The organism is Paenibacillus sp. Negev47 (genome assembly GCF_058313655.1).
Genome location: NZ_CM177754.1, coordinates 1,392,080 through 1,418,608, shown reverse-complemented (window position 1 = coordinate 1,418,608; position 26,529 = coordinate 1,392,080). Strand labels below are relative to the sequence as shown.

Annotated in this window: 17 protein-coding genes and 2 riboswitches; of the genes, 4 read left to right on the top strand and 13 right to left on the bottom strand. The window is 47.4% G+C overall.

Annotated features, from left to right (window positions below; genetic code table 11):
* Positions 1-99 precede the first annotated feature (99 nt).
* The 8 genes from AC4G47_RS06545 to AC4G47_RS06510 all read right to left on the bottom strand — a co-directional run bounded on the left by AC4G47_RS06545 (position 100) and on the right by AC4G47_RS06510 (position 14,288).
* Complete coding sequence (locus AC4G47_RS06545; RefSeq protein WP_491105349.1) at positions 100-3,393, bottom strand: DUF5704 domain-containing protein; 3,294 nt, start codon at positions 3,391-3,393, stop codon at positions 100-102.
* A 396-nt stretch (positions 3,394-3,789) separates the two neighbouring features.
* Positions 3,790-5,058 (bottom strand): S-layer homology domain-containing protein, encoded by a 1,269-nt coding sequence (locus AC4G47_RS06540; protein ID WP_491105347.1) that lies wholly within the window; start codon positions 5,056-5,058, stop codon positions 3,790-3,792.
* Positions 5,059-5,408: 350 nt separating this feature from the next.
* The gene (locus AC4G47_RS06535) at positions 5,409-6,920 is read right to left on the bottom strand and encodes an extracellular solute-binding protein (RefSeq protein ID WP_336765195.1); all 1,512 of its coding nucleotides are present in this window, start codon (positions 6,918-6,920) and stop codon (positions 5,409-5,411) included.
* 179 nt (positions 6,921-7,099) lie between these two features.
* The gene (locus AC4G47_RS06530; RefSeq protein WP_491105345.1) at positions 7,100-8,212 is read right to left on the bottom strand and encodes a glycoside hydrolase family 88/105 protein; all 1,113 of its coding nucleotides are present in this window, start codon (positions 8,210-8,212) and stop codon (positions 7,100-7,102) included.
* 24 nt (positions 8,213-8,236) lie between these two features.
* Positions 8,237-9,736, bottom strand: a complete 1,500-nt coding sequence (locus tag AC4G47_RS06525) for an extracellular solute-binding protein (protein ID WP_491105344.1) — start codon at positions 9,734-9,736, stop codon at positions 8,237-8,239.
* 62 nt (positions 9,737-9,798) lie between these two features.
* Positions 9,799-10,671, bottom strand: a complete 873-nt coding sequence (locus AC4G47_RS06520) for a carbohydrate ABC transporter permease (protein ID WP_145323913.1) — start codon at positions 10,669-10,671, stop codon at positions 9,799-9,801.
* 45 nt (positions 10,672-10,716) lie between these two features.
* Positions 10,717-11,670: an ABC transporter permease gene (locus AC4G47_RS06515; protein WP_340399190.1), complete on the bottom strand. Its 954-nt coding sequence runs from the start codon at positions 11,668-11,670 to the stop codon at positions 10,717-10,719.
* A gap of 281 nt (positions 11,671-11,951) precedes the next feature.
* Entirely contained in the window at positions 11,952-14,288 is a 2,337-nt protein-coding gene (locus AC4G47_RS06510; RefSeq protein WP_491105342.1) for a helix-turn-helix domain-containing protein, read from the bottom strand.
* 512 nt (positions 14,289-14,800) lie between these two features.
* Here AC4G47_RS06510 and AC4G47_RS06505 point away from each other — a divergent pair.
* On the top strand, positions 14,801-16,804 hold the full coding sequence (locus AC4G47_RS06505; RefSeq protein WP_491105341.1) for an endonuclease MutS2: 2,004 nt from the start codon (positions 14,801-14,803) through the stop codon (positions 16,802-16,804).
* A 148-nt stretch (positions 16,805-16,952) separates the two neighbouring features.
* Positions 16,953-17,204 carry a cysteine-rich CWC family protein gene (locus tag AC4G47_RS06500; protein WP_491105339.1) on the top strand — a complete coding sequence of 84 codons (252 nt, stop codon included), beginning with the start codon at positions 16,953-16,955 and terminating at the stop codon, positions 17,202-17,204.
* Positions 17,205-17,265: 61 nt separating this feature from the next.
* Here the strand turns inward: AC4G47_RS06500 and AC4G47_RS06495 are convergent, their stop codons facing one another.
* The 5 genes from AC4G47_RS06495 to gcvH all read right to left on the bottom strand — a co-directional run bounded on the left by AC4G47_RS06495 (position 17,266) and on the right by gcvH (position 23,245).
* On the bottom strand, positions 17,266-18,411 hold the full coding sequence (locus AC4G47_RS06495; protein WP_491105338.1) for a mannitol-1-phosphate 5-dehydrogenase: 1,146 nt from the start codon (positions 18,409-18,411) through the stop codon (positions 17,266-17,268).
* Complete coding sequence (locus AC4G47_RS06490; protein WP_427432352.1) at positions 18,408-18,842, bottom strand: PTS mannitol transporter subunit IIA; 435 nt, start codon at positions 18,840-18,842, stop codon at positions 18,408-18,410. Before AC4G47_RS06490 ends, AC4G47_RS06495 begins: the two co-directional genes overlap by 4 nt.
* Positions 18,839-20,941, bottom strand: a complete 2,103-nt coding sequence (locus tag AC4G47_RS06485; protein WP_491105336.1) for a BglG family transcription antiterminator — start codon at positions 20,939-20,941, stop codon at positions 18,839-18,841. The genes AC4G47_RS06490 and AC4G47_RS06485 overlap by 4 nt, the downstream gene beginning before the upstream one ends.
* A gap of 38 nt (positions 20,942-20,979) precedes the next feature.
* Entirely contained in the window at positions 20,980-22,434 is a 1,455-nt protein-coding gene (locus tag AC4G47_RS06480; RefSeq protein ID WP_491105335.1) for a PTS mannitol transporter subunit IIBC, read from the bottom strand.
* A gap of 418 nt (positions 22,435-22,852) precedes the next feature.
* Positions 22,853-23,245: a glycine cleavage system protein GcvH gene (gcvH, locus tag AC4G47_RS06475; protein WP_458123756.1), complete on the bottom strand. Its 393-nt coding sequence runs from the start codon at positions 23,243-23,245 to the stop codon at positions 22,853-22,855.
* 343 nt (positions 23,246-23,588) lie between these two features.
* Positions 23,589-23,711: riboswitch (glycine riboswitch) on the top strand.
* A gap of 3 nt (positions 23,712-23,714) precedes the next feature.
* A riboswitch (glycine riboswitch) is annotated at positions 23,715-23,815 on the top strand.
* 216 nt (positions 23,816-24,031) lie between these two features.
* On the opposite strand from gcvH, the gene gcvT reads away from it, so the two are divergent.
* The gene (gene gcvT, locus AC4G47_RS06470; protein ID WP_491105333.1) at positions 24,032-25,168 is read left to right on the top strand and encodes a glycine cleavage system aminomethyltransferase GcvT; all 1,137 of its coding nucleotides are present in this window, start codon (positions 24,032-24,034) and stop codon (positions 25,166-25,168) included.
* A complete protein-coding gene (gene gcvPA / locus AC4G47_RS06465) occupies positions 25,165-26,520 on the top strand; it encodes an aminomethyl-transferring glycine dehydrogenase subunit GcvPA (protein ID WP_491105332.1) in 1,356 nt (451 codons plus the stop codon). Before gcvT ends, gcvPA begins: the two co-directional genes overlap by 4 nt.
* The last annotated feature ends 9 nt before the right edge of the window (positions 26,521-26,529 follow it).

The window sequence follows — 26,529 nt, the reverse complement described above, 5'->3', positions numbered from 1 at the left end:
GTTCTGTTGACCAACCATAATCCGAATTAAGTAAAAGAAGACAAACGCCATGTGGATTCACATCACGCCTGCCTTCTTTAAGGGTAAAACGATGTCTATCTAATGCGGTACCTGGGATTGAAAATCATTACGGCTGGATTGATCGGCGTGGTAGAAAACCACATCTCCATCTTGCATCGTCCAACTTCTACCCTGACCATCTACCGGGTTATTATCAAAACCTTCCATCTGCCATTGGTTCATCAACGGGGCATGAATATATTGCAGATGTGGTGCATTTGTATTGCCGTTGCGCAATGTTTCGATATCGAAGTTTACCACGATGTAACCGTCCCTCAGGAATACCGCTGCCTTCTCATCCAACCGGTTTTGTCTGGCAAGCGATTCGAGATCGGTTCCCTTGGACACAGCATATACATCCGCTGGCAAGCTATATTCGCCATACCAGCGCTGAATCGCTGCATTTGCCCGATCTACATTAACACCGGACGGAATATCTGTTTTTGGACCAATGAGTGTACGGATCTGTGAAGGGAGAATCATCCAGTCATACCGACCTACCCACGTTTTATGGTGAGAAGTCTGATCCACGTAACGAACCATATGTTCCGCCAGTGTACCCTGATCGCGTTCCTCCTCAGAAAGTTCATAAGTGTACTGATAACGCGCTGTATCACCTAATTCCGTACCGGGTACATTCCTCAATCGTGAGTTCAGGACAACAAAGCGTTTTTCTAGATCCTGTGCCGATCCAATCCGAATGAGTCGTTCCTGTCCTCGGTGGTAATATAAATCCACTTCTTGCCGGGTGGTGCCATCTTTACTCACAAAAGAGAACGTCGGGGTGATTCGGATACCATCCTGTTTCCCAAACATATTGCCCTTGGTCTTGAGGTCGAACTTGAAATGGTACCCTGTTTTCACCGCTGCATTTCGGAAACCCTGTACCGGATGACTGCCGGGACGTATAGGCAGTACATAGGGTGCCAGATTACCTCGGGGATCTCCGTCTATACTGTTTCCCCCGGTCCAATAGCTCACACCCGTTGGTTCCGGGCTGCCCATCCGCCTGCGGAATACATTCTCCCAGTTGTAGTCTGAAATATCGGTGATGTGAAAATCATACAATCGTCCGATGACCTCCACAGCAACGGTATCTGCTGCGACATGATGGGTCAGATTTGTATTGGCATCCTGTTGCTCCGTGAAGTTTGCAGGAGCATTTTCGGCAATATTACGGAACTCGATCTGGTAATTCCCTTCATCTACCCATACAGGGAGATAAAAAGGGGTGTCCAGCTGATTTACCGGAATATCCACCCATGTCAGAGCCGGAATAAATTGGCTTCTGGCACCGTTATAGACATCGAATGGGAAACGAACCTGTTTGATCCGAAAATATTTCGCATAATCACGGTCTCCATAACCAGGGTAACTCGCTACATCCAGATGTTGACCTGAGGTGGGTATCCGCACAAGGAATGGACGCTCTAAAATAAGTGCAGCTCTGGTCGGATCAGGTGTTGTCTTCTGGTTATGTGGCTGATCATCTGACACCCAGGCATAGTTCACAACCGGAGTATGTACTGTCACCGAGTTGATGCCCGGAATGGGGAACTTCTGATCCTGGCCTCCGTTAATATTGCCAGGGAGCAGTCCATACGTAATCTCACCTGTGGTTGGCTGGTTAGCTTTGTTCATCAATGTGTTCTTGATTGTCAGTCGGTTCTGGTATAGAATATCGTCTCCGATCATGTCAGGCTGGGGGATCATCCCAGGTCTTGGAGCAGTTTTCTCTACGGGAGCAGGGTCCATAATCGTCGCTCCATTAAAGGTTACCTTGTCATTATTGACGGTATTCTCTTTAACCTCAGCTTCAGCTTTCGATTGAAACAATGACGTTTCATTGGGCGTAGAAGGTTCAGCCGAACCACCTGGAACCGTTTCGGTACCAAGATCAATCTCTCGGCATGGCGCAGGTTTCACATGAGTGGTAACCGCAGGATCCATAGCCGATTGCAAAGTCGGTGGTGTATATGCATTGGGCGTCAGGGTCACGGTGTCACCATAACCACCTAGCGCATAGTTAGATACCTTGGCTTCATTTAACTGATAAACCTCCAGGTTATCGATCTGCCAATAGCTATATGTCCGTGTTACTTGCATGGTTTTATCCCCAGGCACATCAAGTTCTCTGGGCTCAGGAGGTGTTCCTGGATCCCCCTCACCACTAGAGGGTCTTCCCGGGATTGTCCATGTTTTATGATAAACCTTCTTCACATTCACGGTATAAGTCACCGTTCCAGTCATGTTAACCCACCGGTGCTGGAACAGATATCCTTTGGCTAGGACATTGGCATAAAGGTCTTCTGAAGTTGGAATGCCGCGAGTGACATCAAATTTCTCAGCTCCTCGATCGTCTGCCTTCAGCACGCCTTGAACAGATGGGTCCATGACCGCTGCTTCAATAACTGTACCTCTACTAGGCGGGCTGATGGTCACAGGGCACGCGTTCGCAGGGTCTCCACCCGGATCGCCACCATTACCGCCTCCCTCAGGATTCGTACAGTCCTTCACTTCCAGCACCTGAGTCCCTTGTTCATCCAACTGCTGGGTTGGATCAAGAAAATGAGCTTTTATGGTCGTGCTACCCACGAGACCTTTGGTCGTGATTTTGCCATCTGCGCCGATCGTTGCCACAGCCGGATTCGAGCTCTGCCACGTCAATTTGCGATGAGCCGTCAGTTTATGAACAGAGCGATCAGGTTTGGTTAGAACTGCTTCTGCCTGTAGTGGTGTTGTATTGGCTTTACAAGCATTCGGCAGATTCACCACGAGTCCTGGCTCAGACGTAACAGTTATGGTGGCTGTATCTGAGATGAGATATGTACCATTGTTCCAGATCGCACGCACAGTGACCGTGCCTGGACTTTCGGCCTTTAACATTCCTGTTTTCAGTTCAATGCTCGCGATCGTCTCGTCAGAAGAAAACCATTTGATCTCCGTTTCCCTGCGGGATACGTCAATGCCCTCATTAAAATTGGTTTCGCCATAGTTTTTGGTCTTCACCTTGGCTATCATCTGCTGAGTTTGACCGATTGTTAAACTAGCATCTGGTGTTACATCGATTTCTTTTTCTTCAACCAGATCACCTTCCCAGATGATGTCCATTGGTGTATGGTAGGCAACGATTTGCTTCACACAGTTTCGAATTGTTTTACCACCATTCTCAAAATCCCTTCGATTAGTAACTGTGTGTGAGCCTCCTGTTTTGGTAATAATTTTTACGATTGTACTTCCTTCTCTTAAAATCGTATTACCAACACCAGTATAAGACGACTGTAGTGTGCTTGATTGATAATCTACACTTTTAATGCGGATTTTATCTAGCATTCTCTGTGTAACAGTCTGAGATTGAAAATCTGGCCAAGATATTGCAGGCCATTCAGAAAAATCGACCTCATTAGGGATTTCCTTCTCATCTGGGTATGGACTAGAACATGAATTAGGATTTAGGTTATCCGAATAAGTTGGTCCAGTAGTGTGGTCTGCTTTGAAATTTCCATTATCAAGTTGATACCAGTAAACACCTGGGTTTGCTATCCTTTTTGTAGACTGTACCGTATTTGATATTTTTTGCTTCTTAGGTCCATACGGATCTGAACTTGCAGCTTCTATTGAGGATGTTAAATTCAAACATAGTATATTAATAAGAAAAATCGAGATAAATATTAAGGTTTTCTTCTCAACATAGGCACACAAAAATATTCCACCACCATTAAATTCGACTTACATATTCTGAATTTTTAGTATATTTCCACTTTTTTCATTAAAGGTATATGCCCCACTTTTACCATCCAAAACGGATGTGATCCAAAATCTCTTCTTAACATCCTTCTTAATCAAATCACTCGAACTCTCAGGGATAGTCAATAGGCCATTTTTGGATGCTTGCTTAAGATCCAAACGATTAAATTGTAAAAAACCACTATATAGCCCTCCATTAAAGGTAATTGGATTGGATCTCTCAATTTTTGATGTAAAAGAAATATCTGCAAAAGCCATATAATTACCTTTGAAAAGATGTGTCTCTGGACCAATGAATAATGTTGCATAGAGACCTTTTGCCTTACCTTGAGTAATATCCACGACTATATATCTATGCAGTGTAACTACACCAGAATTATTGGATAATTTAAATTCTTCTCTTGCTAAGTCACTTACTTTAGCGGAGTTATTACTATACCTATAATTACTAATGGTCGTTAAATTCGTCCCTGTCGTGCCGACCTCTCTCATTTCATTCAGGTCACTATACTTCGCGGCATCCGTGCCCTCCACGTCCATATAACGCAGCAAAATGGCTGACACTTCTGCACGAGTGGTGGAGTCCGCTGGTTTCAATGTGCCATCCTGAAATCCACCGACAATGCCTGTCCCACGAACGAGAGCAAGATACGGAATCTGCTCGGCACGAATGGTACCCTTGTTCACTTCCGGTGTGGGAAGCAACGTGTTTTTCGTATCGTTAAAAGCATCCTGGAAGCTGCTCCCGGACTTGATCAGTCCATTGGCAATCCATTTCATCATCTCGTAGCGCGTCAGTTCTGCATTCGGATTGAACCCTTTGGCGTAATCGCCAGCGTTAATGAATCCTTGTCCCACAAGCTGACTAACCGCCGCTTCAGACCAATGTCCCTTGAGATCGGAAAACGGATTCTGCCCCTCTACCTTGTCTAGTCCAGTCGCCCGGGCAAGTATGGTCGCATATTCCCCACGCGTGATTTTGCCATTGGGACGAAACGTTCCGTCCTGGTAACCGGAGATCAGTTTTTTTTCGTAAGCTTTGGCAATCGTTGCTTGAGCCCAGTGGCCTTTAATATCCTTGAACTTGCTAAGGGCAGTGTCACTCGTCCCCGATGCAGCACTCGCTGTTGACGTCAAATGGATTGGCCCAACAGGTAATATTGTTCCTGCTAATACAGCTGTCGTTAGCAACCCGACGATCCAAACGTTCCGTTTTTTCTTCTTCTCGTGTCCTTTGATCTGCTTCTTCAATCTACTCACGCTCCTATGTACCTTAGTATGGGGGTGCTTTGCTTGGTCAGCCTAGATTACTTCTCTTCATAACCAAAACCTAAATTTGCCATAATAATCAATATTCTACCATGTCGTACTAGGCTATTGGTATTATTTTTTGTCCATCCCCATCACTTCAAGGTGTGCAACCCTCCTCCCATAGACCCACTGCATTCGCTCAAAACACAAAAAAAGGCCATGAATCCGCAGATTCATAGCCTTATGCTTTAAGGGTGTGGTCTTTCTTATGATATTGGAAAAATAAATCTACTCCTAGAGTAAACCATATCATTCCATTTAATCAACCACTTTTTTTACTCAAGACCTCTTTATTTTCCGTTGAGTTCCTTGTAGGATGCTTCCAGTTCCGTGATCAATTGATCGCCACCGGCTTTTCTCCAACTCGCTATTTCCTGCTCCCAACCAGCATCATCGATTTTACCCATAATGTACTTGGTCTGCGCATCCCATATCATCTGATCCAGCTCCTGACCACGCTCGGTATAGATTGCCGAAGACAAGGTGAGTGCCGGATTGGCAATGGCATACTGCTCATTCTCACGAGCCATTTTCGTTCCTTTCATGCCGATCGGAACATCGACCAGTTCAGCTACGTTATACCCTTCAATACTTAACAGATTATCACGATATGGCTTCACTTCACGCTGATAGGCGTCAAAATCCTTAAGTTCGGTTTTGCCATCCGCAGTCTTGGTGTAGTGCACATCAAGCAATCCACGGAGCTGCAACGTACTCAATTCCTCATCCATTAACTGATCCAGGAATGTGAGAACCTGTTTCAATTGCTCCTCATCCGGTACGGACGCCTTCGGGATGACCAACATTCCGTAGTTCCCTGGCTCCCCGGCGATTCGAATGCCATCGGTTCCCTGGAACGGAGCAACGTCAATCTCTCCATCTGGAGCGTTAGGTGTAAGCCGCTGCTGAGACGACTTTCCGTTCTGAGCCACACCGTTAAGCTTCATGCCAACCAGGCCTGAATCCATTTTTTTGTCCGCATCGGAAGGGTCAAGAGCTGGGAAATCACTGTTAATCAGTCCCTCGCTAAACAGACGCTTGAAAAGCTTCATCGTATCCACATATTCAGTGGTCAGGAATTCCGGGGTCAATTTCCCGGCATCGTCCACTCCCCATTTATTAACGCCACCGATACTTACAGCGATCCGAGTCAGAGGGGATGAGACGCCTTCGTTATATTTTTTGAATAACAGTGCACCATACGTATCCTCTTTGCCATTCCCGTCCGGGTCGTCCTTGCGTATGGAGCGCATCACTTCATACCAGTCATCCAGAGTTTTGGGTATATCCAGCTTTAACGTATCAAACCAGTCCTTGCGATATACGATAGCAGTTCGTCCAATATCCCTGAAGTTGGGAATGCCGTAGACCTTACCTTCAATTTTGATATTGTTAAAATAAGCCTCGGATTGGGCAGACAAGTTCTTATAATCCTTCAGGTATGGCCCCAGTTCCCAGAACAGTCCCGTTTTGGCGGCATTAAACGTTGTTGGTACATAATTCACACGCATAATGGTAGGCATCTCGCCTGAAGCAACCATAACGTTCACTTTATCATCAAAAGCAGACTGCGGAATCCACTGTACGTTGACATCCGTATTCGTGTATTCTTCAATCTTCTGTTCAATCCCATTCTCCTTGGCGGGTATATCACCTACCTGCATTAAAGAGATGGAAATGGGAAGTTTACCTTCCCCTGCAGCAGGTGCTTTCTCTCCCCCGCAACCTGCAAGCAGCCCAGCGGACATTGCACCAATTACAACGATTCCGCCTAAACGGGACATTGGACCTTTTGGACTCATGAACCATCTCTCCTTTGGATAAGGTTATGTACACAGATCACTCCGATGACAGAACAACCTTCCGATCGCTGTTATCCCCAGATTTTTTGGTTCCCTTCTAAAAAGGGGAAAATCCGGGGATAAAGGCGAACGCTTCGCTTCCTCAGATTATTTCTGCCCTCTCCGTTCTCATGTACATGTTAGTTGGACTTGTAAAGTTCAATCTCCACTCCTGCCAAAATGAACGGAGCAACCGATTTCGGATCATTGATTCGAATGGATTCAGTTACATAATACTCGTACGACCCGTCACGATACGGGCTTCCTCCGAGGCCGGCTCCACCGTTACACTGCGTCAGGGACAGTACGCCTTCACGATCCGTTTGCAGCAGATGCTGCAGCAGACCCTGATACCCTTTTTCTGCAACCGCTTTGAACTTGCCACTCAGATATCCTTTACGCACCCCCTTGGCCAATGCATAGACAAACATCGAGGTACCGGAAGCTTCCAAATAGTTCCGCTCACGCCCCGGCTGATCCAGCAGATGTGGCCATAGTCCAGTCTGTTGATCCTGCACATGTACAAGCGCATTCGCCACCCGTTCGAAGATCCCTACAATCTGTCCGCGTTGTGGATGATCTACCGGCAGGTGATCCAATGTGTCCACAACCGCCATCACATACCAGCCCATTGCCCGGCTCCACACATGCGGAGAACATCCCGTTTCTCCCGAACTCCAGCGCTGCTCTTTGCTCTCATCCCAGGCATGGTACAAGAGACCGCTTCGTGGATCACGTGTGCGCTGTTCCACCAGCAAGAGCTGCAGGGCAGCCTTGTCGAACCACTTCTCTTCCCCTGTCACTGCGCCATACTGGGTCAGGTACGGAGTCGCCATGTACAATCCATCCAGCCACATCTGGAAGGGGTAAATCTTCTTGTGCCAGAACCCGCCTTCACTCGTATGTGGCTGTCCCTTAAGCTGAGTTATAAGCAACTCCGCAGCTTTGCGGTATTTCTCTTCCCCCGTTTTCTCGAGCAACAGGAACAGCGATTTTCCCTGATTGATCTGATCCAGATTATATTCCTCGATCGTATAGGAGCGAATGGAGCCATCTTCCTGAACGAAATGATCCATCAGCTCACGGATGTAGTCAAAATACTTCTGCTCCCCCGTGTGCGTGTACAGCTCCTCCAGTGCTTTCAGGAAGCAGCCGTTCTCATAATGCCAAGTGGAGTACAGCTCATGGTTGCGATAACTTTCCATGAACTGCTGTGCCATGCGCACCGAAGTGAATTGCAATGTTTCCTTCATGATCAAGCCTCCGCTTCCGGCTCTTTATTGAGCCTGTTTTTTGTAATCTTCGGCATATTCCTCACGAATCTTGTTTCCACCAGCATTACCCCAATTCTCGATTTCCTTTTCCCAGCCACTTTGATCGATCTTGCCCATGATGTATTTGGTCTGCGCATCGGCAATCACCTGATCCAGATCCGCCCCACGGTCACCATACGTTGGAGAATATAACGTCAGCGCAGGGTTTGGCACAGCGTGCTCCGCCAGTTCCTTGGCAAGTGTCGTACCTTTTTCACCCAGTTCGGTATCCTTCAATTTCGGTACGTTATATCCTTCCACATAAGGAAGGTTGTCACGGTAAGGTTTCACTTCACGCTGGAATGCATCGAAGTCACTCATCTCCACTTGATCTTCGCCCACTTTGGTGTGATGTTTGTCTTCCATACCACGCATCAACAGGGTAGCCATCTCAGGGTCCATCAATTTATCCAGGAAGGAGAGCAGATTCTTGAGTTCTTCTTCCGATTTCACCGTTGATTTAGGGAATGCCAGAATTCCGGAGTTACCCGTCTGTCCTGCAACACGATCTCCGTTCGGTCCAAGCAAACCAGCGATGTCTACCACACCATCCGGATTGTTTTTGGACAACCGCTCTTGCTGACTCTTCCCGTTCTGAGCAACACCAACACGCATACCAACAACACCGGAATCATACTTTTTCTCCGCTTCCGTAGAGTCGAATACGGCAAAGTCCTGATTCAAAAGTTTCTCATCATACAAGCGTTTCAGCAGATCGAGCACCTGCATATATTCCGGTGTCATGAATTCCGGCGTGAAGCTGCCATCATCCTCGACCTTCCACTTGTTAGGTGCACCAAAACTTACACCAAGCCGCGTCGTGAAGGAATATTGGTCCTCATTGTATTTTTTGAAAAGCATCAGTCCAAACGTATTATCCTGACTATCTCCATCCGGATCGGAGGTTGCCAGTGTTTTGATCGTTTCGTACCATTCATCCGGTGTCGTTGGCACCTTCAGATTCAGCTTCTCGAACCAGTCCTTGCGATAGATCACTGTAGCCCGCGCAATATCCGAGAATACGGGAACCCCATAGATTTTGCCCTCTACCTTGATATTGTCAAAGAAACGCTCATTCTGTGCCGACAGATTTTTGTAATCTTTCAGCAAAGGCCCCACTTCCCAGAACACGTCATTACGCATTGCGCTGGTCACTGTTGGATTATATTGCACCTTCACAATTTTCGGCATATCGCTTGAAGCGATCATCACGTTAATTTTGTCATTGTAGGCCGAAGCCGGAATCCACTGGATATCCAGTTTGGTATTGGTATACGCTTCAATCTTTTGCTGAACCTCATTGCCTTTGCTTGGCACATCACCCACCTGTGCAATGGCTATAGAAACATTCTGTACGCCGCCCTCGGCAGCCTGACCCTCGTCTGATCCGCATCCTGCCAGCAAACCTGTCACCAGTGCCAGTGTGCTCAAGACAGCTACGGCTTTCTTTTTTGTTGCTTTCATAACATGAAAACCTCCCTTTTTTTATGCAGTCATACTGAACTGACTTTGAACCATCTGCCGACTCAACCTTTCACCGAACCCAGCATCACTCCTTTGGCAAAGTGCTTTTGCAGGAATGGGTACACCAGCATAATCGGGATCGTGGAGAATACGATGACCGCCATGCGAATGGTCAGCGGCTGGATCTCGGTCTCTTCAATACTCGTGTCTCCGATTCGGCTCTGTGCCAGAATGACAATCTCACGTAGCCAGACCTGGACAGGCCACTTCTCACTATCGTTGATATAGATAACAGCGCTGAAGAAACTGTTCCAGTGGGCCACCGCATAAAAGAGTGAAAATGTTGCCATGGCTGGCATGGACAACGGTAGTACAATCCGGAACAATACGCTGACATCGTTACATCCATCAATTTTAGCTGCATCCTCCAACTCGTCGGGAATAGCCTGGAAGAAGTTTTTGAGTACGATCAAGTTAAATGCACTAATAGCGGTAGGTAGCATCAGTGACCACAATGTATCCGTCAGATGCAAGGATTTCACGACAAAGTATGTTGGAATCATCCCGCCACTGAAGAGCATCGTGAACAATACACCCAGCAAAATGGGCTGGCGTCCACGCAAATATCTTCTGGAGAGCGGATACGCCATAAGTGACGTAAACAGCAGGTTAATGAAGGTACCAATCACCGTAATATAGATCGATACGCCCAGACTGCGAATCAAGGTATCTGTCGAGAAAATGTAACGATACGCAGCCAGAGAGAACTCTTTAGGAAAAAGAATGAATCCTCCCTTAGCCACTTCATGCGGACTGGTAAACGAGACCGCCAAAATATAAATGAACGGAATGACGGTCACAATTCCAATTAACAGCAGCAAGCCATGATTGATAAAATCAAAGATCCGGTTGCCCCACGTTTTATCCTGTTGCATCTTAATGTTCACTCCTGTCTGGTGAAGAACGTCTGCTCCCGAAGGTTAGTAGACGCCTTCCTCCCCGAATTTTTTGGCCAGCGTATTGGCACCAAGGACAAGCGCCAGCCCGACAACCGATTTGAACAACCCGACAGCAGCACTATAACTGTACTGTGCCTGGGTAAGACCCTTCGTGTACACGTAGGTATCAAATACCTCGCCCACATCCCGGTTCGTCGGAGTCAGCATCAGGAAGATCTGTTCAAAGCCTGTATCCAGGAAATTGCCCAGACGCAGAATGAGCAAAATGACGATGGTACTGCGAATGGCCGGCAACGTAATATGCCAGGTTTGACGCCAGCGGTTGGCACCATCAATCCGTGCAGCTTCGTAGAGTTGTGTATCTACACCCGAAAGTGCCGCCAGGAAGATAATCGTGCCCCAACCAACCTCTTTCCAGATGGATTGTCCGACGATCATGGTTCGAAACCATCCCGGTTCAAGCAAGAAAGCCACCTTTTGCCCCGTCAGGTTATAGAGCAATTCGTTAATGGCTCCGCCCTCGGTTGTGAACAACATGTAGAACACACCGACAACAACAACCCAGGAAACAAAGTGTGGAACATAGACTAGCGTTTGTACAAATCGTTTGAAGCGTTCACGCCGAACCTCATTCATCATGAGTGCCAATACAATCGGCAGTGGGAAAAAGAAAACGATGTTATAGATGGCAAGCAAAAACGTATTTCGAAATAATGTCCAGAACTGCGGTTCTCCGAAGAAACGCTGGAAATGTTTGAACCCTACCCACTCACTCCCCAAGATGCCCTTGTAAGGCGTGTAATCCTGAAAAGCCATCGTGATGCCATACATGGGTATGTATTTGAAAATAACAAAGTAAAGCACACCCGGTATTAACATGATATACAGCCACCGGTTTTTGATAATGTCCCTCCACAGCAGGTTTTTGTCACTGCGGGTAGCGGGCCGTGTCCGAGCCGCCGTTTCGGCTTTCATATTGTCTTCCTCCCCACATTGGAAACGATTACAAAATATCACTTCCTGAATTCATGTCTTCATTGTGGCGGATAAACGAATGACTGGCTATCGTCTCCTTTTAGCCTCTTGTTTTCCCTTATGTAGCAAGGGATCAGGCCATTTCTTTCACAGAATTAAAAGGAGCAATGAACTGCTTTCAACCTCGATATTCCTGTCTTAACTCCATGGCAGAATCGGACTGCTTCCTTCATCCGGACATGAAAAAGCCTGCCCGCCATGGCAGGCAGAGCAGGTTTGTTTTATCGCTGCTGCTCCCGGTATTTACCGGGGGTCGTTCCTGTGATTTTGCGAAATGTACGGATAAATGCGGTTGGGTTGGTGTAGTTTAATTTCTCGGCAATCTCCGATATTTTAAGATTCGTCGTTTGCAGCCATGTTTTGGCTTTTTCCATACGGTACTCTGCGAGATATTCAGTAAAATTAACTCCCGCTTCCTTCTTGAATACCCGACTTAGGTAGACAGGATGGAAATTAAGCTCTGCTGCACAGGCTTCCAGCGACAATTCACGATCATAGCGTTCCTCAATTAATCGAATCATGCGCCTTGCAATGTTCATGTATTGGGATTCTTCCTGTTCTCGCCAGAAACGGATGACGGGCAGGAACAGCCGCTTGCGGAACCAAGTGGTCATTTCATCCAATGTGGACAACTTCAGCAAATGTGCCATGGATGCTTTTTCACCCAATACTTCAGCCACATCTCCCCCTTGCTCCTGCACAAGCTGATATACACGAGACAATAACTGAACCATAATGACAGGATATTCACTGAAATGAAGCTTCTTGTCTGCAAGCAGCCCCAAATATTGCTTGAAGTACGCATCCGTCTTCTCCTCATCTCCTTGCTTGAGGGCAGAAGCGAGCTGATCTTCAATCATCCGCAGTTGGGTATACAACGCGGCCTCCATCTGACCACGTGGCTGAATATCCTCGTAATGCAAGATAATACGGCTGCCCAGACTTACCCGACCTTGCAGAGCCTCCCTACTCTCCTGATACGCTCTTGGAGTATCTCCAATGCAGGAATATGAACGACTGATGCCGATGCTTACGGGCAGATTCAGATAAGTCACGACACGTTCCCGAATCCAGTCTGCCTGTGTATGCATCCATTCCTTCAGCTTCACCTCATCCGTCAGTTCGGAGGCAAGTACAGTGACCTGAGCATCATCCAGCATGACAGGGGTGAACCGAACTGCCGAAGGAAGAAGCTCACCTACCATATTGTTGACAGCAAACAGCAGCAGGTCCCGATCCTGTTCCTCATATCTGGTCCCTTCCAATGTATCGATCTGGAGCATAAGCACACCAAGACTGGCCCACCCCGTCGGAAAATCGTACAATTCTCCCTGATATCTGAAATCTTCTTCCGAGATTTTGCCTGTTAGCAGCTTGGTCATAAAAAATTCCTGGAGGTGCACATGCTGCCCCTTCATCTGCTCACGCATCGTTTTCTCTGAACTGAACAACGTTGACAACTGTTCCTCGATATAGATAAATTCATCCTGACGACGTCCTGACGAAGCAACTGGAGCATCCAGCCCCTTTGTAAACTGCAGCAATCTTGAGATCGGTGAATACATCCGCCGACTGCCGTATATGGCGACAAGTCCCGTTACACATAACATGACCAGTGTAGCAACGCCGGTAACAAGGGCTATTTTCTGCGACTGGGCCGTGATCTGCCCTAGAGATACGACGGACACATACAACCAGCCATTGAGCGGAGACTGTCTGTAGCTGACTGCTACTTGGTTACCTTCCACCTCCGCGCTAAAGAAGCCCTCTGGCTTCCCCGTCGTCTGGACGATCTCGTGGATTTCCTTATTTAAAGTGTCATATTTCGCACTCTGTCTTGTATCATTCAAGAAATATTTCTGTTCCCGATCCAGAACGTACAGGTCACCTGAATTCGGATTGCGACTCAGAAATGTACTTAGTTCCGTATCGGCAATATCGATAACCAGAAAACCTTTGGGTTTCACATTCGTTGGTACCATCGGAATCTTGAATACCATGCTGACCACATTATCGGATGATATAAGGGTAGGCGCCTGTTCGGGTGTTAGTTCACCCATGCCAGCTGAAACGGGTACACTTTCTTTGGCTGAACTGGCATTCTGGGTGACCCAGAACAGGCTGTTCGTATAGGTCAGGTACGAACCAATCCGGTCTCGAATGCTGAAATCATCCAATTTGCCAAAAGAACGCATCGAGACAACCCAATCTTCGTCCAGATTAACCAGATAGGCTTGGTCAATATTCGTGACCGCTTGCAAGTTGTTGAAGCCGGATGTCAGATCACGAATCTCCTGAAACTCACTACTGTCCAGTGGTTTCTTCATCGCTTGTAATACCAAAGGCGAATTCACATACTGGATGGATGACAATTGCAGACTACGTAGTACTTGCTCTACCCGCATTTGGGTCTGATGCAATATCTGAAGATTACTCTCACGCACTTTCTGTTCAATGTCACGCGAAGCAATCGTATACGATACGGAACCAATAACAATAACCGGAAGGGCTCCGAGGATCAGGGTAAAGCAAAGCAAACGCAATAAATATTTAGGCAAGAAGAGCATCCTCCTTCTCATAAAATCGCTTTCATTGGATTATTTTACTATTGTTATTTTAAAACCCATTCTTATTCAAGTCCACTCATTTATTCTAAAGGTTGACTTCAAACCAATTTCCAGTTTATATTGGTTGCATATTCCTCAATCAAAGGAGAGATTTTTAATGTCGGTGAATGTTCTTAACTAACCAAGTTTCATATTCAGGAGTTTGGCTTTTCATTGCGCTTGTGCCCTTATGGCATACGTGTATTTCATGATGCGCCAGATCCCTGTACTTAGTTAAGAACAGCGGATATCATAAATCGCCTCCGGGATTGTAGTTGTCCGGGTCTATTTCCGCGCTGTGTTCAGCGCGGATTTTTTTATTATAGACCTGTAGTGGACTCTGCTTTCCCATACGTTTAGGGCGGAGAATGACGTTTGTTCATTCTCCGCCCTTTTTGCGTTTTCAGGAATACGTTTCACTACTTTAACTGAAATACCATTTGAAATCCAAGGAGAGATTACACATGAATGAAAACACCTTAAACAGTCTGGGCTATCCACAAATTCAAAAAAACGTTGCAGACTGCGCCCTGTCTTATCTAGGGAAGCGTTATGCCAGAGAACTGAAACCAATGGTTGACGCTCAGTTGATTCAGATTCGCTTGGAGGAAACTGCTGAAGCGGCTGCATTGATTCGTTTTGGCGCCAGTATCCCCCTCCCTTCACTGGATGGAATGGAAACCATTATGGATCTGCTCGGTACCGGTTATCTATTCAGTGAACGTGACTTCAGTCATCTCGCACAGTTCCTGCGGAGCTGTGCACAACTTATGAAATACATGGAGGGCAAATCTGGGGCCTCCCCCACCGTCAGTCGTTATGCAGCGTCCATGATTATGATCGAACCTTTGCTGAGTGAGATCGAGCGTTGCATCCATAGTGGACGCATTCAGGATCAGGCAAGCAAGGAACTGATTCGAATCCGTAAAAAAATGACCGTGAATGAGGAACGAATGAAAAGAAAGCTTGATTCTCTGGTGAGCAAACATCGCTCCATTATGCAGGAACATGTCATCAGTCAACGCGGAGGAAGAACGGTTCTTCCCATTAAGAAAGAATTCCGTAAACAGGTGAAAGGCAGTGTGCTGGATGAATCGGGGAGCGGGCAAACTGTATATATTGAACCCGTTGAGTTAGTAGGCCTGCAGATGGAATTGGCCGCTCTACAGGCTGAGGAGTCCCGAGAGGAGATGAGAATTCTCGGTGATTTAACCTCCCTGGCTGAATCCTATAGCCGTGAAATTGCACTGAACACTGAAACGGTAGGCGTGCTGGACTTCCTGTTTGCCAAAGCCAAATATGCGGCCACCATGGACGGACGTACGGTTCAAGTCAATACACAAGGCCACATCAGTGTTCAACGTGCACGTCATCCATTCATGGGTTCTTCCATGGTCCCACTTGATTTTGCAATCGGCAGAACGTACTCGTCGCTCATTATTACCGGACCGAATACCGGTGGTAAAACGGTAGCACTCAAAACGCTAGGTTTGCTCACCCTGATGATGCAATCCGGTTTGCTTATTCCGGTGGAGGAAGGTGGCGAGATGGCCGTTTATCACGAAGTAGCGGTCGATATTGGTGACGGACAGAGTATGGAACAAGCACTCAGTACATTCTCTGCACACATTCGCAATATGATCGGCATACTGGAACAGGCCAATACATCGACTCTGGTGCTCATTGATGAGATGGCATCCGGCACAGATCCCGGTGAAGGCGTCGGACTTTCCATCGCCATGCTGGAGGAACTGCACAGCCGCGGAGCAACCGTTGTGGCGACAACGCATTTTGGGGAAATCAAACATTTTGCAGCTGCCACCCCAGGATTTGAAAATGCGCGCATGGAATTTGATACGATCTCACTCCAGCCTCTTTATCGATTGCGTATAGGAGAAGCTGGTGAGAGCTATGCTTATTCCATCGCATTGAAGCTAGGCATGCCACAGCGAATTATCGAGCGTTCCAAGTCCCTATCGGATCAAAGTAGCTCGAGAGATCGTACATTCGTGTTCACGTCACCTCCTTTGGAGAATCCGGTCCTGACGCCTGATCGTTCCGTTACAGGAGCAGAGGACCCAGCAGAGTTGACCAGGCGGAATAAGTCTAAGCAATCAAAGGATTCCGTCAGTCTCCACAAAAAGACAACAACCAGAGAGTCTGATTCTCCTGCTCCTGCCAAACCTTTTCGCAAAGGGGATCGGGTGTATGCGGCCTATCTCAACCAGTCGGGCATCGTCTGTGATGTGGAGGATAGCCGGGGAAATATCGGAGTCATACTGAGAGGGCGCAAAGTCAAAATCCATAAAAAACGCCTGACCCTCCATATATCTGCCGATGAACTATATCCGGGCGACGACTACGATCTGGACATCGTGTTTGAGACAAAAGAAAACCGGAAGAAACGCAAACTAATGGGACGCAAGCATGTAGAAGGTCTACAGATCGAATTACCGCCTGAAGAATAGTTAAGTGAGAAAAACAAATATAGTGAAGTGGAATTCATATGTACATTTAAGTACAGTGAATTCCATGATCACCCACACGTTTCTGTTATACTGAGATCAGTATGTTTATCTTCAACTCATAGCTATTCCACAAGGAAGGAAGAACCGAATGTCTGCAGAACAAGACAATCAGGAGCGCTTGAACATCGATGTTCTTGTCTGCCCTTTATGCGGGGAAGCTAATAGCTGTTCCTATGCCGCAGGACATACTCATTCGGAATGCTGGTGTAACCGGGCTACTTTCCCCGAAGGTATATTTGACCGCATTCCGCCAGAGCAGCGCCGAAAGTCGTGCATATGTCAACGCTGTTTGGATGACTACGCCGAGGTGCTCAAACAAAAAGAAGAGTCATACAGTTAACGACTGTATGGCTCTTCTTTTATGATGCATTGTCTATACTATTAGCTTACGAACACTGCTCTTACATTTGGTTATACTGAGCAACAGCCTGTTGAAGCACCGGATGATGCTCATCCATGGACGTATAATGATGGAGTGCAGCCGCAATCCCCTTCTGGCGGATCATGTCCTGCAGTTCGACTGCTTCCGGATCATCGGAGACATCGAATTTGCAGGCAGCTGCCATGCCCATAGCCAGATAGGTCGTTTCAGTTCCATCCGCATAGGCCTGAAGAGCCGGGCGAACCAGACGATCATTCGGAGACAGCTTGCGCAGCGGGGAACGACCAACACGAGTAACCTCATCGGTGAGATACGGGTTGACGAACCTTCCCAATATTTTGACAATATACTGCTCATGCTCGTCAGGATTAAATCCAAACCGTTTCACCAGAACAGCCCCGGTTTCCTGCAAAGCGCCATATACAATGGATTTCACCTTTTCGTCAGTAATAGCCTTCTGAATCGTGTCATACCCGTGCACATTACCGATATATGCTGCAACACAATGCCCTGTATTTACAGTGAACAGCTTCCGTTCGATATACGGCTCCAGGTCATCGACATATACGATGCCCTCAACCGGTTTGAATGCAGGAGCCATCTGGGAGCGATCCACCACCCATTCGTAAAAAGGCTCTACCTGTACATGCAGAGGATCTTCATGATGTTGAATAGGCACAATCCGGTCTACGGCCGAATCGGGGAAATAAATGTACTGATCCGCAAGGGAACGTACCTCTTCATTGAGCAAAGTATATACCTGCTCTTTCAATTGCGTACTGGCTCCAATTGCGTTCTCGCAAGCAATAATGTGGAGAGGATTCTGAGCAAGACCGGAATTCAGTCTAATCTCAAGGCCCTTCGCAATGCCTGGTGCGATATGTTTCAGCACTCCCACACCCACTGCGGTTGTAATCAGGTCAGCTTCCACCACAGTTTGGGCAACCATTTCTAACTGGGTCCCATCGATTGCATTTACACCCTTGACGGTCTCCTGATCCTTACTTTCGTTAGCCAGTTCTACGGTATACTCTCCCCGTTGCTGGAGAGCCGTTACCAATTCCTGATTCACGTCGGAGAAAATCACCTCATATCCTGCACGGGACAGAATCAATCCGATGAACCCACGTCCAATGTTGCCTGCGCCAAAGTGTAGGGCCTTCATAGCTCCATTTCACTTTCCAGAATAGCAATAACTTCTTCAGCAGTTTTGGCCAGTCGCAGGGCCTCCATATTCTCATCTTCAGCACAGATCACCGCGATGCTAGTCAAGATCTCCATATGCTCCCCGCCTTGAGCCGCGATACCAATCACCATATAGGCTTTTTCTTCGCCAAAATCAACACCCTGTGGATACTGAATGACAGAGATACCTGTGGATAAAATGAAAGATTTGGATTCCTTCGTACCGTGCGGGATCGCAAGGCCGTTCCCTACATAGGTCGAGACAATCTCTTCACGTTCAATCATCTTCTCAATGTAATCAGCGGTAATATGTCCCGCATCCTTCAGAATCTGTCCTGCCATACGAATCGCTTCATATTTGTCCTGAGCCGTCGCATTCATGATGACTTTATCTGTTGTTAACATACTCATAATTTTTGACCTCCAATTTCAGTTTTACTGCGATAAAATCCAACGAGTTCCTGGGATAGGTAATGAATGAGCTCATCCCTGATTCCCTTTTCCAGCAATGTAATCATTTCTTCCTGCAATAACAGGGCACTGATCTCACTGAGAACCTCCAGGCTTTCCTTGGATAATTCCCTGGGGCCGAGCATCACGAGGATATGGGTAACTCCTGCCGGATCATCCGGCGTACGAAGGAGTGGCTCAGTGAGCTGAAATAGGCTGATAGACGGCCTGTAGATGCCCTCACTGCGTGTATGAAACAGCGCAAGTCTTGTGCCGGGAATCTTCTGACTCCCCACTGCTTCACGTGCCTCCAACCGTTTCGCAATCTCCTCCGGTTCCTTCAACACACCAGATCCATGGAGTACGTTGCACATCGCATATAAGGTTTTATAGAAACCGATATCTCGATTATCCAGCGGGTACACCTGAAACTTTCCAATAATCCGAACAATTTCAACCAGAAGAGCTTCCATTCCGTCAGGGTCCGAGTAACGACTTGTCGTCTGAATCTCTGTTTCAAGCGGCTTGTTATGCTGGCGTTGTAACGTTGTTGTTCTGATAAAATGGCGCAGCCGCTCACTCTCTTCTGCCGTGAGCAGTGGACTCACTTTGTAATACTGATGCTCATCCATCGGCAGATCGACAGTGGATAACACCAGGTCATATTCATCTGTAGGGATTCGGGTAGCTTCATACCAGGACACGCTGTCCATGATCCGAATCTCGGGAATCTCCTTTGTCAGTCGGCTGGAAAGCATGCTTGATGATCCGATTCCGCTTGTACACACAATGATCGCCCTGATTTCCCGTTTCAATGCACGTAACCTCTCAATGGAAGCTCCAAAATGCATGACCAAGAAACCAATTTCCTCATCCGGAACTTCCACACCCGGCCAAGCTTGATGCACGGATTTTTTGACATCTTCGAAGAGTGAATCATAATCCTTGCGAATCTGCTGCAGCAACGGATTACGAATGATCTGCTGTTCTTCAATTCGCTCCATTACAGGTTGCATATGACCAATCAGACCCTCACGAAGCAAACGATCCTCATGAAAGGCATAATGAGTTCTAGCCTGCATCTGATCAATCAGCGAATGTACCCTGTCCAGTAAAATCAAGTCGTCTATTGGCAACAGCCGTGAAGAGTGAATGCGTTGTTCTGTCTCAATTAATAGTCTGTGAAAATAAGCTTGCTCATCCTGGGAGAATGTCAGCCCCAGCTGGGTAGATAGAACACTGCACAAGCGGGAAGCCAGATACGGTGGAACCTTTATCTCACCCTGCTCTGCAATGTCATCTCCCTTCTTCTCCCGAGGAGATATACGGCCAATGCCAAAGCCTTTACGAATACGTACGACCGCAACAGATAATTGAATCAGCAGCTTCATGTATTGCCGTTCCGGGATGTTCTCCAGCCATTCGATATCCGGCTGCCATAACGCATTTTCGACCGTTAGCACATCACCATGTCCAATCATATCCAGCAGTTTTTGGTTTACGATGGAGCCTCCTTGTTCTGGCTGTCTTCCGAACAGGTCGGACTCATCCAGAAATTCGAGGGCAAGTGCAGCTATGGCTGTGCGATGAAACGTCTCACTTCCGTTAATTTTGACACCATATCCACGCCTGCGAACCAGCTTCAGTCCAGCCTGAAGAATCCGTGACTCCAGATCGTCCAGATCAGTGGTTACCGTGGATACAGTCACCTTCAGATCCGAAGCAAGAGCAAGCAATTTCACAGGCTCCGACTCATCAAGCAGGATGCAAAGCATGAAGAGCTTACGCTCTTCTGGCGTAAACTCTACATATTCTTTACCCTCCAGTTGCTGTCGCAATGCAGTCAGATCATCCGAACCGGACTCAATTCGGATTCCGGTTCCTGATTTTTTTTCCAGTCTCATCCCCAAAGGTTCAAGCCATTGTTCAATCATTTGCAGCTCGCGGTGAACGGTTCGGGTACTGACTTTTACTTCAACGGCAATTTCGCCGGCAGTGACCTCATGTGGATGCTCCAGCAGAAACTCCACGATTTCACGTTGTCTTTTGGTAATACTCATATCTCAGCCTCCGGCTCAGGGAAAACGAATTCGTGCAATTACTTCAGACGTTCAACGAGCGCATCATATTCCGGGCTTTTTAGGAAGTTGTCGATGGATATATGTTCTGCATTCGGTGCCACAGAGCGGGCACGATCTGTTAATACTTGTTGTGTGATCACCACATCTGCATCCGGCGGGATATCACTGATGGCCGTATTGGTCACCGTAACGTCAATCCCCTCGGCCTTCATCTTCTTGCGTAGAATGGAAGCGCCCATGGCACTCGATCCCATACCTGCATCACAGGAGAAGACAATCTTCTTCACATCTGTTTTCACTGTAGAAAAAGCCATATCCGCAGCTCTGTCTGCTTCACGTTGGTTAGCCGTAATGCCAGCGTTTGGCACGGTTCCTTGACTCTTCATGTCTTTCATCCGACTGGATGCGGACTCCAGATCTTCGTCCTTTTGTTTACCCGTTTTCAGCAACAATGCTGCTACAAGGAAGGAAACAACCGCTGCTACAAGCACCCCAGCGAGCATTGGGAGGTATCCACCTCTTGGTGTTAAAAGGGAATAAGCGATAATACTACCCGGTGATGGTGCTGAGACAAGCCCTGCGCCTGTAAGCATGAATGTTAATGTACCTGCAACACCGCCTGCAATTGCGGCAAGAATCAGAATCGGTCTCATCAGAATGTAAGGGAAGTAGATCTCATGAATTCCCCCGAAGAAATGAATGATAACGGCACCTGGTGCAGAAGATTTGGCCATTCCGCGTCCGAAGAAGCAATAAGCAAGCAAGATACCAAGTCCCGGACCCGGGTTGGATTCAAGCATGTATAATACGGATTGCCCTAATTCTCTCGCTTGATCTGTTGCAATGGGTGTAAGAATACCGTGGTTGATTGCATTGTTCAGGAACAATACTTTACCCGGTTCGATAATCAGGTTGACCAGCGGCAGCAAACCCAGATTCATTAAGCCTTGCACTCCGGCAGACAATACTTTGCTAATCGCTTCTACAGCAGGCCCGATGCCCAGTAGCGCAAATATGCCCAAGATTCCGCCAATAATACCGGCTGAAAAGTTGTTAACCAGCATTTCAAATCCGGCTCTAATTTTACCTTCGATCGATTTATCGAATTTTTTGATGATCCATGCTGCCAGAGGTCCAGCGATCATGGCCCCGAGGAACATCGGAATATCGCTACCCACGATGACCCCAATGGTCATAATGGCACCCACGACACCACCACGCTGACCATGCATCATCGTACCCCCGGTATAACCGATTAACAGTGGCAGCAAATATTTGATCATCGGATCGACTAGCTGTGCAAGCGTCTCGTTAGGGAACCAGCCTGTTGGAATGAACAGAGCCGTAATTAATCCCCAGGCGATGAACGCTCCCATATTTGGCATGACCATACCACTCAGGAATCGGCCAAAACGCTGAACACCAACCCGTAGCCCACCTTTGGAATTGGACGATTGGTCCAAATTACTCATTGTATTATCCTCCTTGGATCAAGTGATTATGATTATGAAAGGGGTATCATTTCTCCCCTGCTGTAATCCTAAGCGAGAATGCTCTCCTGTTCAATGAAATGAAAGCGTACTTTCGTCATGAACAATGATGACAACATTAGGTTATGTAATCGTTTTTATCTATGCATAATGGCTGAACTCATTGGTACATAAGGCTTTTCTTGCCTATGACTTTTATCATTTCCAAAATCATTTTCTACCCTATAGCTTGATCTAATCAGACAATTTGCATCCACAATCTGCTTAAATCAGTATTCACAACGTTCCTTGGAAAACACAAAAAAACCTGTGCAAGCATCAAGCTCACACAGGTCGCAATAACATGAAGCACATCTCATTTTTGTAATAACATATGTTAATAAGTACAAGTTCATTGATTCTATTCTTCGGTATGTTTGCGATACGCATCTGCATTCATCAATGTGGACAACGCTGCAGACAGATCTCCCTCAACACGAATCTCGATCATCCAGCCTTCCTCGTAAGGAGAGCTGTTTACCAGTTCAGGTGAGTCCTGCAACGAATCATTCACCGCAATGATTGAACCAGTGACTGGAGAAAACAAGTCCGACACCGTTTTGACCGATTCGATCGTTCCAATGCTGTCTTCTGCTTTTACATTGGATTCAAGGTCAGGCAATTCCACAAACACAATGTCACCCAGCTGATGCTGCGCGAACTCGGTAATGCCAATACGTACAGTATCCTCCCCTACGGTTTGCACCCATTCGTGCTCTTCACTGTACAGGAAATCACTTTTCAATTCGCTCATCGATATCCGCCTCGCTTTTCATTAATGAGTGCATGCGATCTTTGACCTTAACCTTTTTCCCAGAACATAGCGTATGATATTTATGAATCAAATGTCAAGATACCTTACAATTTATTTGCTGATCCCCTCCTCAAACCGTAACCTGAATACACTCTTTCTACATATACTGGTGAATATTAGAATAGTAAGCGTAGTCTTTTTAAATACACGAACAATTATATTAAAACTATACTAAATATTCGGTTTTTAATCACTTTCTATGATATCGTTCTTGACATCGATAGTGGATTCACGTTTTAATGAGAGGAGTAAACGTGTTTATTGGACTATGTTATACCCGCGGATGAATGTAAAGGGAGAGATTACCCGCGACACCCGACTCGGGATGTACATGAGGTAACGCCGAAGGAGTAAACCACCGATAAGCGGAGGTGAATCTCTCAGGCAAAAGGACTTTTACGGGACGCAACTCTGGAGAGCATCTATTCGCCCTGTGCGGGCGTTATGATCACCCAAGGGGAAACCTGCTGTACGACGCGGCGGGGTAACTCTCAGGTACAAGGGACAGAGCCTTAGAATACAGCGTGCTACTTGGCATGCCGGTTCTTTGGCCTGTCCTTTTCCTTTTTCCCAAAAAACGAAAAACAGGATTCAGATCGGCGCTGTCATAGCTGCCTTATCATACTTACCCACTAAAGGTCTCTAGATGAAAATTTAAAAATACCCTGGTTCATTGATCCACGATTGCATATTCGGCCGGCTGACGGCCCATGACGAGGTGATTTGATGTCCGATTTGCTTAGAACACCACTCTTCCCACTATATCAGCAATATGAAGGCGTACGGTGCATTGATTTTGGAGGCTGGGAGCTTCCGGTACAATTTAGCGGAATCCAGAAAGAACATGAAGCGGTACGCGAGCGCGCTGGACTGTTCGATGTATCCCATATGGGCGAATTCACAGTACAGGGTGAGCAGGCTGAAGCATTTTTGCAACAAATGATGACCAATGATGTGACCACGCTGGTTCCCGGTCAAGCCCAGTATACCCTGATGTGTTATCCGAATGGCGGTGTGGTGGATGATCTGCTCGTGTATAAGCTGGAAGATCAGCAGTATATGCTCGTGGTTAACGCCTCCAACATCGACAAGGATTGGGCATGGCTGCAAGAGCACTTGATCCCTGGTGTAAGCATGACCAACGATTCGGAGCAGACGGCGCTGCTCGCCCTGCAAGGTCCACTGGCTGTAGATATTATCGGAAAAGTTACAGATACGGATGTATCCACCATTGAACCATTTCGTTTTGTGCAGAATGCCGAAGTCTGTGGAGTAAAATTGCTGTTATCCCGTACTGGTTATACCGGTGAAGATGGATTTGAACTATATATATCTGCGGATCAAGCCTCTGCGGTCTGGAATGGATTAATGCAAGCTGGAGAAGGTCACGGACTTGTACCAGCAGGCCTCGGTGCCCGGGATACGCTGCGCTTTGAAGCAAGGCTCCCTCTGTATGGACAGGAATTGTCGGCAACCATCTCTCCACTCGAAGCTGGCGTAGGTATGTTTGTGAAGCTGAATGCTGGACCCTTTATCGGACACGAAGCCTTGTTACAACAAAAAAATGATGGTCCCGCCCGCAAACTGGTCGGCATCGAAGTGCTGGAGCGTGGCATCCCCCGCCCCCACTATCCGATTTACGCCGAAGGCGTACAGATTGGTGAAGTGACGACAGGCACGCAATCACCAACATTGAAACGTAATCTGGGGCTTGCCCTCATCGACAGCAAATACGCTGCGCTCGGAACCCCGCTTGAGATTGAGATCCGCGGCAAGAAGCTGAAAGCCGTGGTCGTGAAGACCCCTTTTCATAAACGGATACGTACGTCAAAGACACCTACCCAAGGAGTTGATCAAGTATGAGCAAGCACCGTTATATTCCCATGACCGAGCAGGATCAGAGCGCCATGCTCGCAACCATTGGTGTGGATACGCTGGATGATCTGTTTCAGGACATTCCACAGGAGATTCGTTATCAGGGCGAGCTGCCCGTATCCTCCAAACTTGATGAATATGCGCTTACACGTCACATGTCCAAACAGGCTGGCGGCAACGCCAATTTCGAAACTCATGCCAGCTTCCTCGGCGCAGGCATATATGATCATCATGTTCCTTCCGTCATCAATCATGTCATATCCCGTTCCGAGTTCTACACTGCCTACACACCTTATCAGCCTGAGATCAGCCAAGGTGAACTACAGGCCATTTTCGAATTCCAGTCCTACATCTGTGAATTAACCGGTATGGCTGTAGCCAATGCCAGCATGTATGACGGTGCAACGGCCTTTGCGGAAGCAGGTAATCTGGCCGCAGCGGCAACTCGTCGCAAACAGCTCATCGTATCCCGTACCGTTCATCCGGAAGCCCGTCAGGTATTGCAGGCTTATGCGCACGGACTGAGTCTAGAGATTGTTGAGATTGGCTATAAGGATGGCGTCACTGACTGGGATGCCCTGCAAGCCGCCATATCGGACGATACCGCTGCTGTCCTGATCCAGAGCCCGAACTTCTTCGGTGCCGTGGAAAATGTAAAACAAGCCGCTGACCTCGTGCATGCGCACAAGGGTCTGCTCGTCGTAAGTGCTAACCCGCTATCGCTAGGTCTGCTGGAAGCTCCAGGCAAGCTGGGTGCCGACATCGTAGTAGGCGATGCGCAGCCCCTCGGGATCGCCGCTTCACTCGGCGGCCCGACATGCGGATATTTCGCCGTATCCCAGCCTCATATGCGCCGAATTCCTGGCCGAATTGTAGGCCAGACCACGGATCGCAACGGCAAGCGCGGTTTTGTACTGACACTGCAAGCACGTGAACAGCATATCCGCCGCGAAAAGGCGACATCCAACATCTGTTCCAACCAGGCTTTACTTGCACTCAGCGCATCTGTCTATATGTCCATCATGGGGAAACAAGGAATGATCGATGTAGCCGATCTGAATCTGCAAAAGAGTCATTACACCCTGAATACATTAACTGCGGTTCCTGGAGTTAGCCTGACGTTTAATGCACCAACATTCAATGAGTTTGTGATTAAGCTTCCTGAAGGAACAGACGTGGATACACTTCAGTTGAAACTGCTGGATGCGGGCTTCATTGGTGGCTACGAACTCGGACGTGATTATCCGGAGCTTGCCGGACATATGCTGATTGCTGTTACCGAACGACGCAGTAAGGAAGAGATTGACGAATTCGCACGAGCATTGGAGGGATCGCTGTGACTCAGGAAA

Excerpts from the sequence above, each read along its gene's own strand:
- AC4G47_RS06545 (WP_491105349.1), bottom strand. The coding sequence starts at position 3,393 with ATGCTAGATAAAATCCGCATTAAAAGTGTAGATTATCAATCAAGCACA.
- AC4G47_RS06535 (WP_336765195.1), bottom strand. The coding sequence starts at position 6,920 with ATGAGTCCAAAAGGTCCAATGTCCCGTTTAGGCGGAATCGTTGTAATT.
- AC4G47_RS06530 (WP_491105345.1), bottom strand. The coding sequence starts at position 8,212 with ATGAAGGAAACATTGCAATTCACTTCGGTGCGCATGGCACAGCAGTTC.
- AC4G47_RS06525 (WP_491105344.1), bottom strand. The coding sequence starts at position 9,736 with ATGAAAGCAACAAAAAAGAAAGCCGTAGCTGTCTTGAGCACACTGGCA.
- AC4G47_RS06520 (WP_145323913.1), bottom strand. The coding sequence starts at position 10,671 with ATGCAACAGGATAAAACGTGGGGCAACCGGATCTTTGATTTTATCAAT.
- AC4G47_RS06515 (WP_340399190.1), bottom strand. The coding sequence starts at position 11,670 with ATGAAAGCCGAAACGGCGGCTCGGACACGGCCCGCTACCCGCAGTGAC.
- AC4G47_RS06505 (WP_491105341.1), top strand. The coding sequence starts at position 14,801 with ATGAATGAAAACACCTTAAACAGTCTGGGCTATCCACAAATTCAAAAA.
- AC4G47_RS06500 (WP_491105339.1), top strand. The coding sequence starts at position 16,953 with ATGTCTGCAGAACAAGACAATCAGGAGCGCTTGAACATCGATGTTCTT.
- AC4G47_RS06495 (WP_491105338.1), bottom strand. The coding sequence starts at position 18,411 with ATGAAGGCCCTACACTTTGGCGCAGGCAACATTGGACGTGGGTTCATC.
- AC4G47_RS06490 (WP_427432352.1), bottom strand. The coding sequence starts at position 18,842 with ATGAGTATGTTAACAACAGATAAAGTCATCATGAATGCGACGGCTCAG.
- AC4G47_RS06485 (WP_491105336.1), bottom strand. The coding sequence starts at position 20,941 with ATGAGTATTACCAAAAGACAACGTGAAATCGTGGAGTTTCTGCTGGAG.
- AC4G47_RS06480 (WP_491105335.1), bottom strand. The coding sequence starts at position 22,434 with ATGAGTAATTTGGACCAATCGTCCAATTCCAAAGGTGGGCTACGGGTT.
- gcvH (WP_458123756.1), bottom strand. The coding sequence starts at position 23,245 with ATGAGCGAATTGAAAAGTGATTTCCTGTACAGTGAAGAGCACGAATGG.
- gcvT (WP_491105333.1), top strand. The coding sequence starts at position 24,032 with ATGTCCGATTTGCTTAGAACACCACTCTTCCCACTATATCAGCAATAT.
- gcvPA (WP_491105332.1), top strand. The coding sequence starts at position 25,165 with ATGAGCAAGCACCGTTATATTCCCATGACCGAGCAGGATCAGAGCGCC.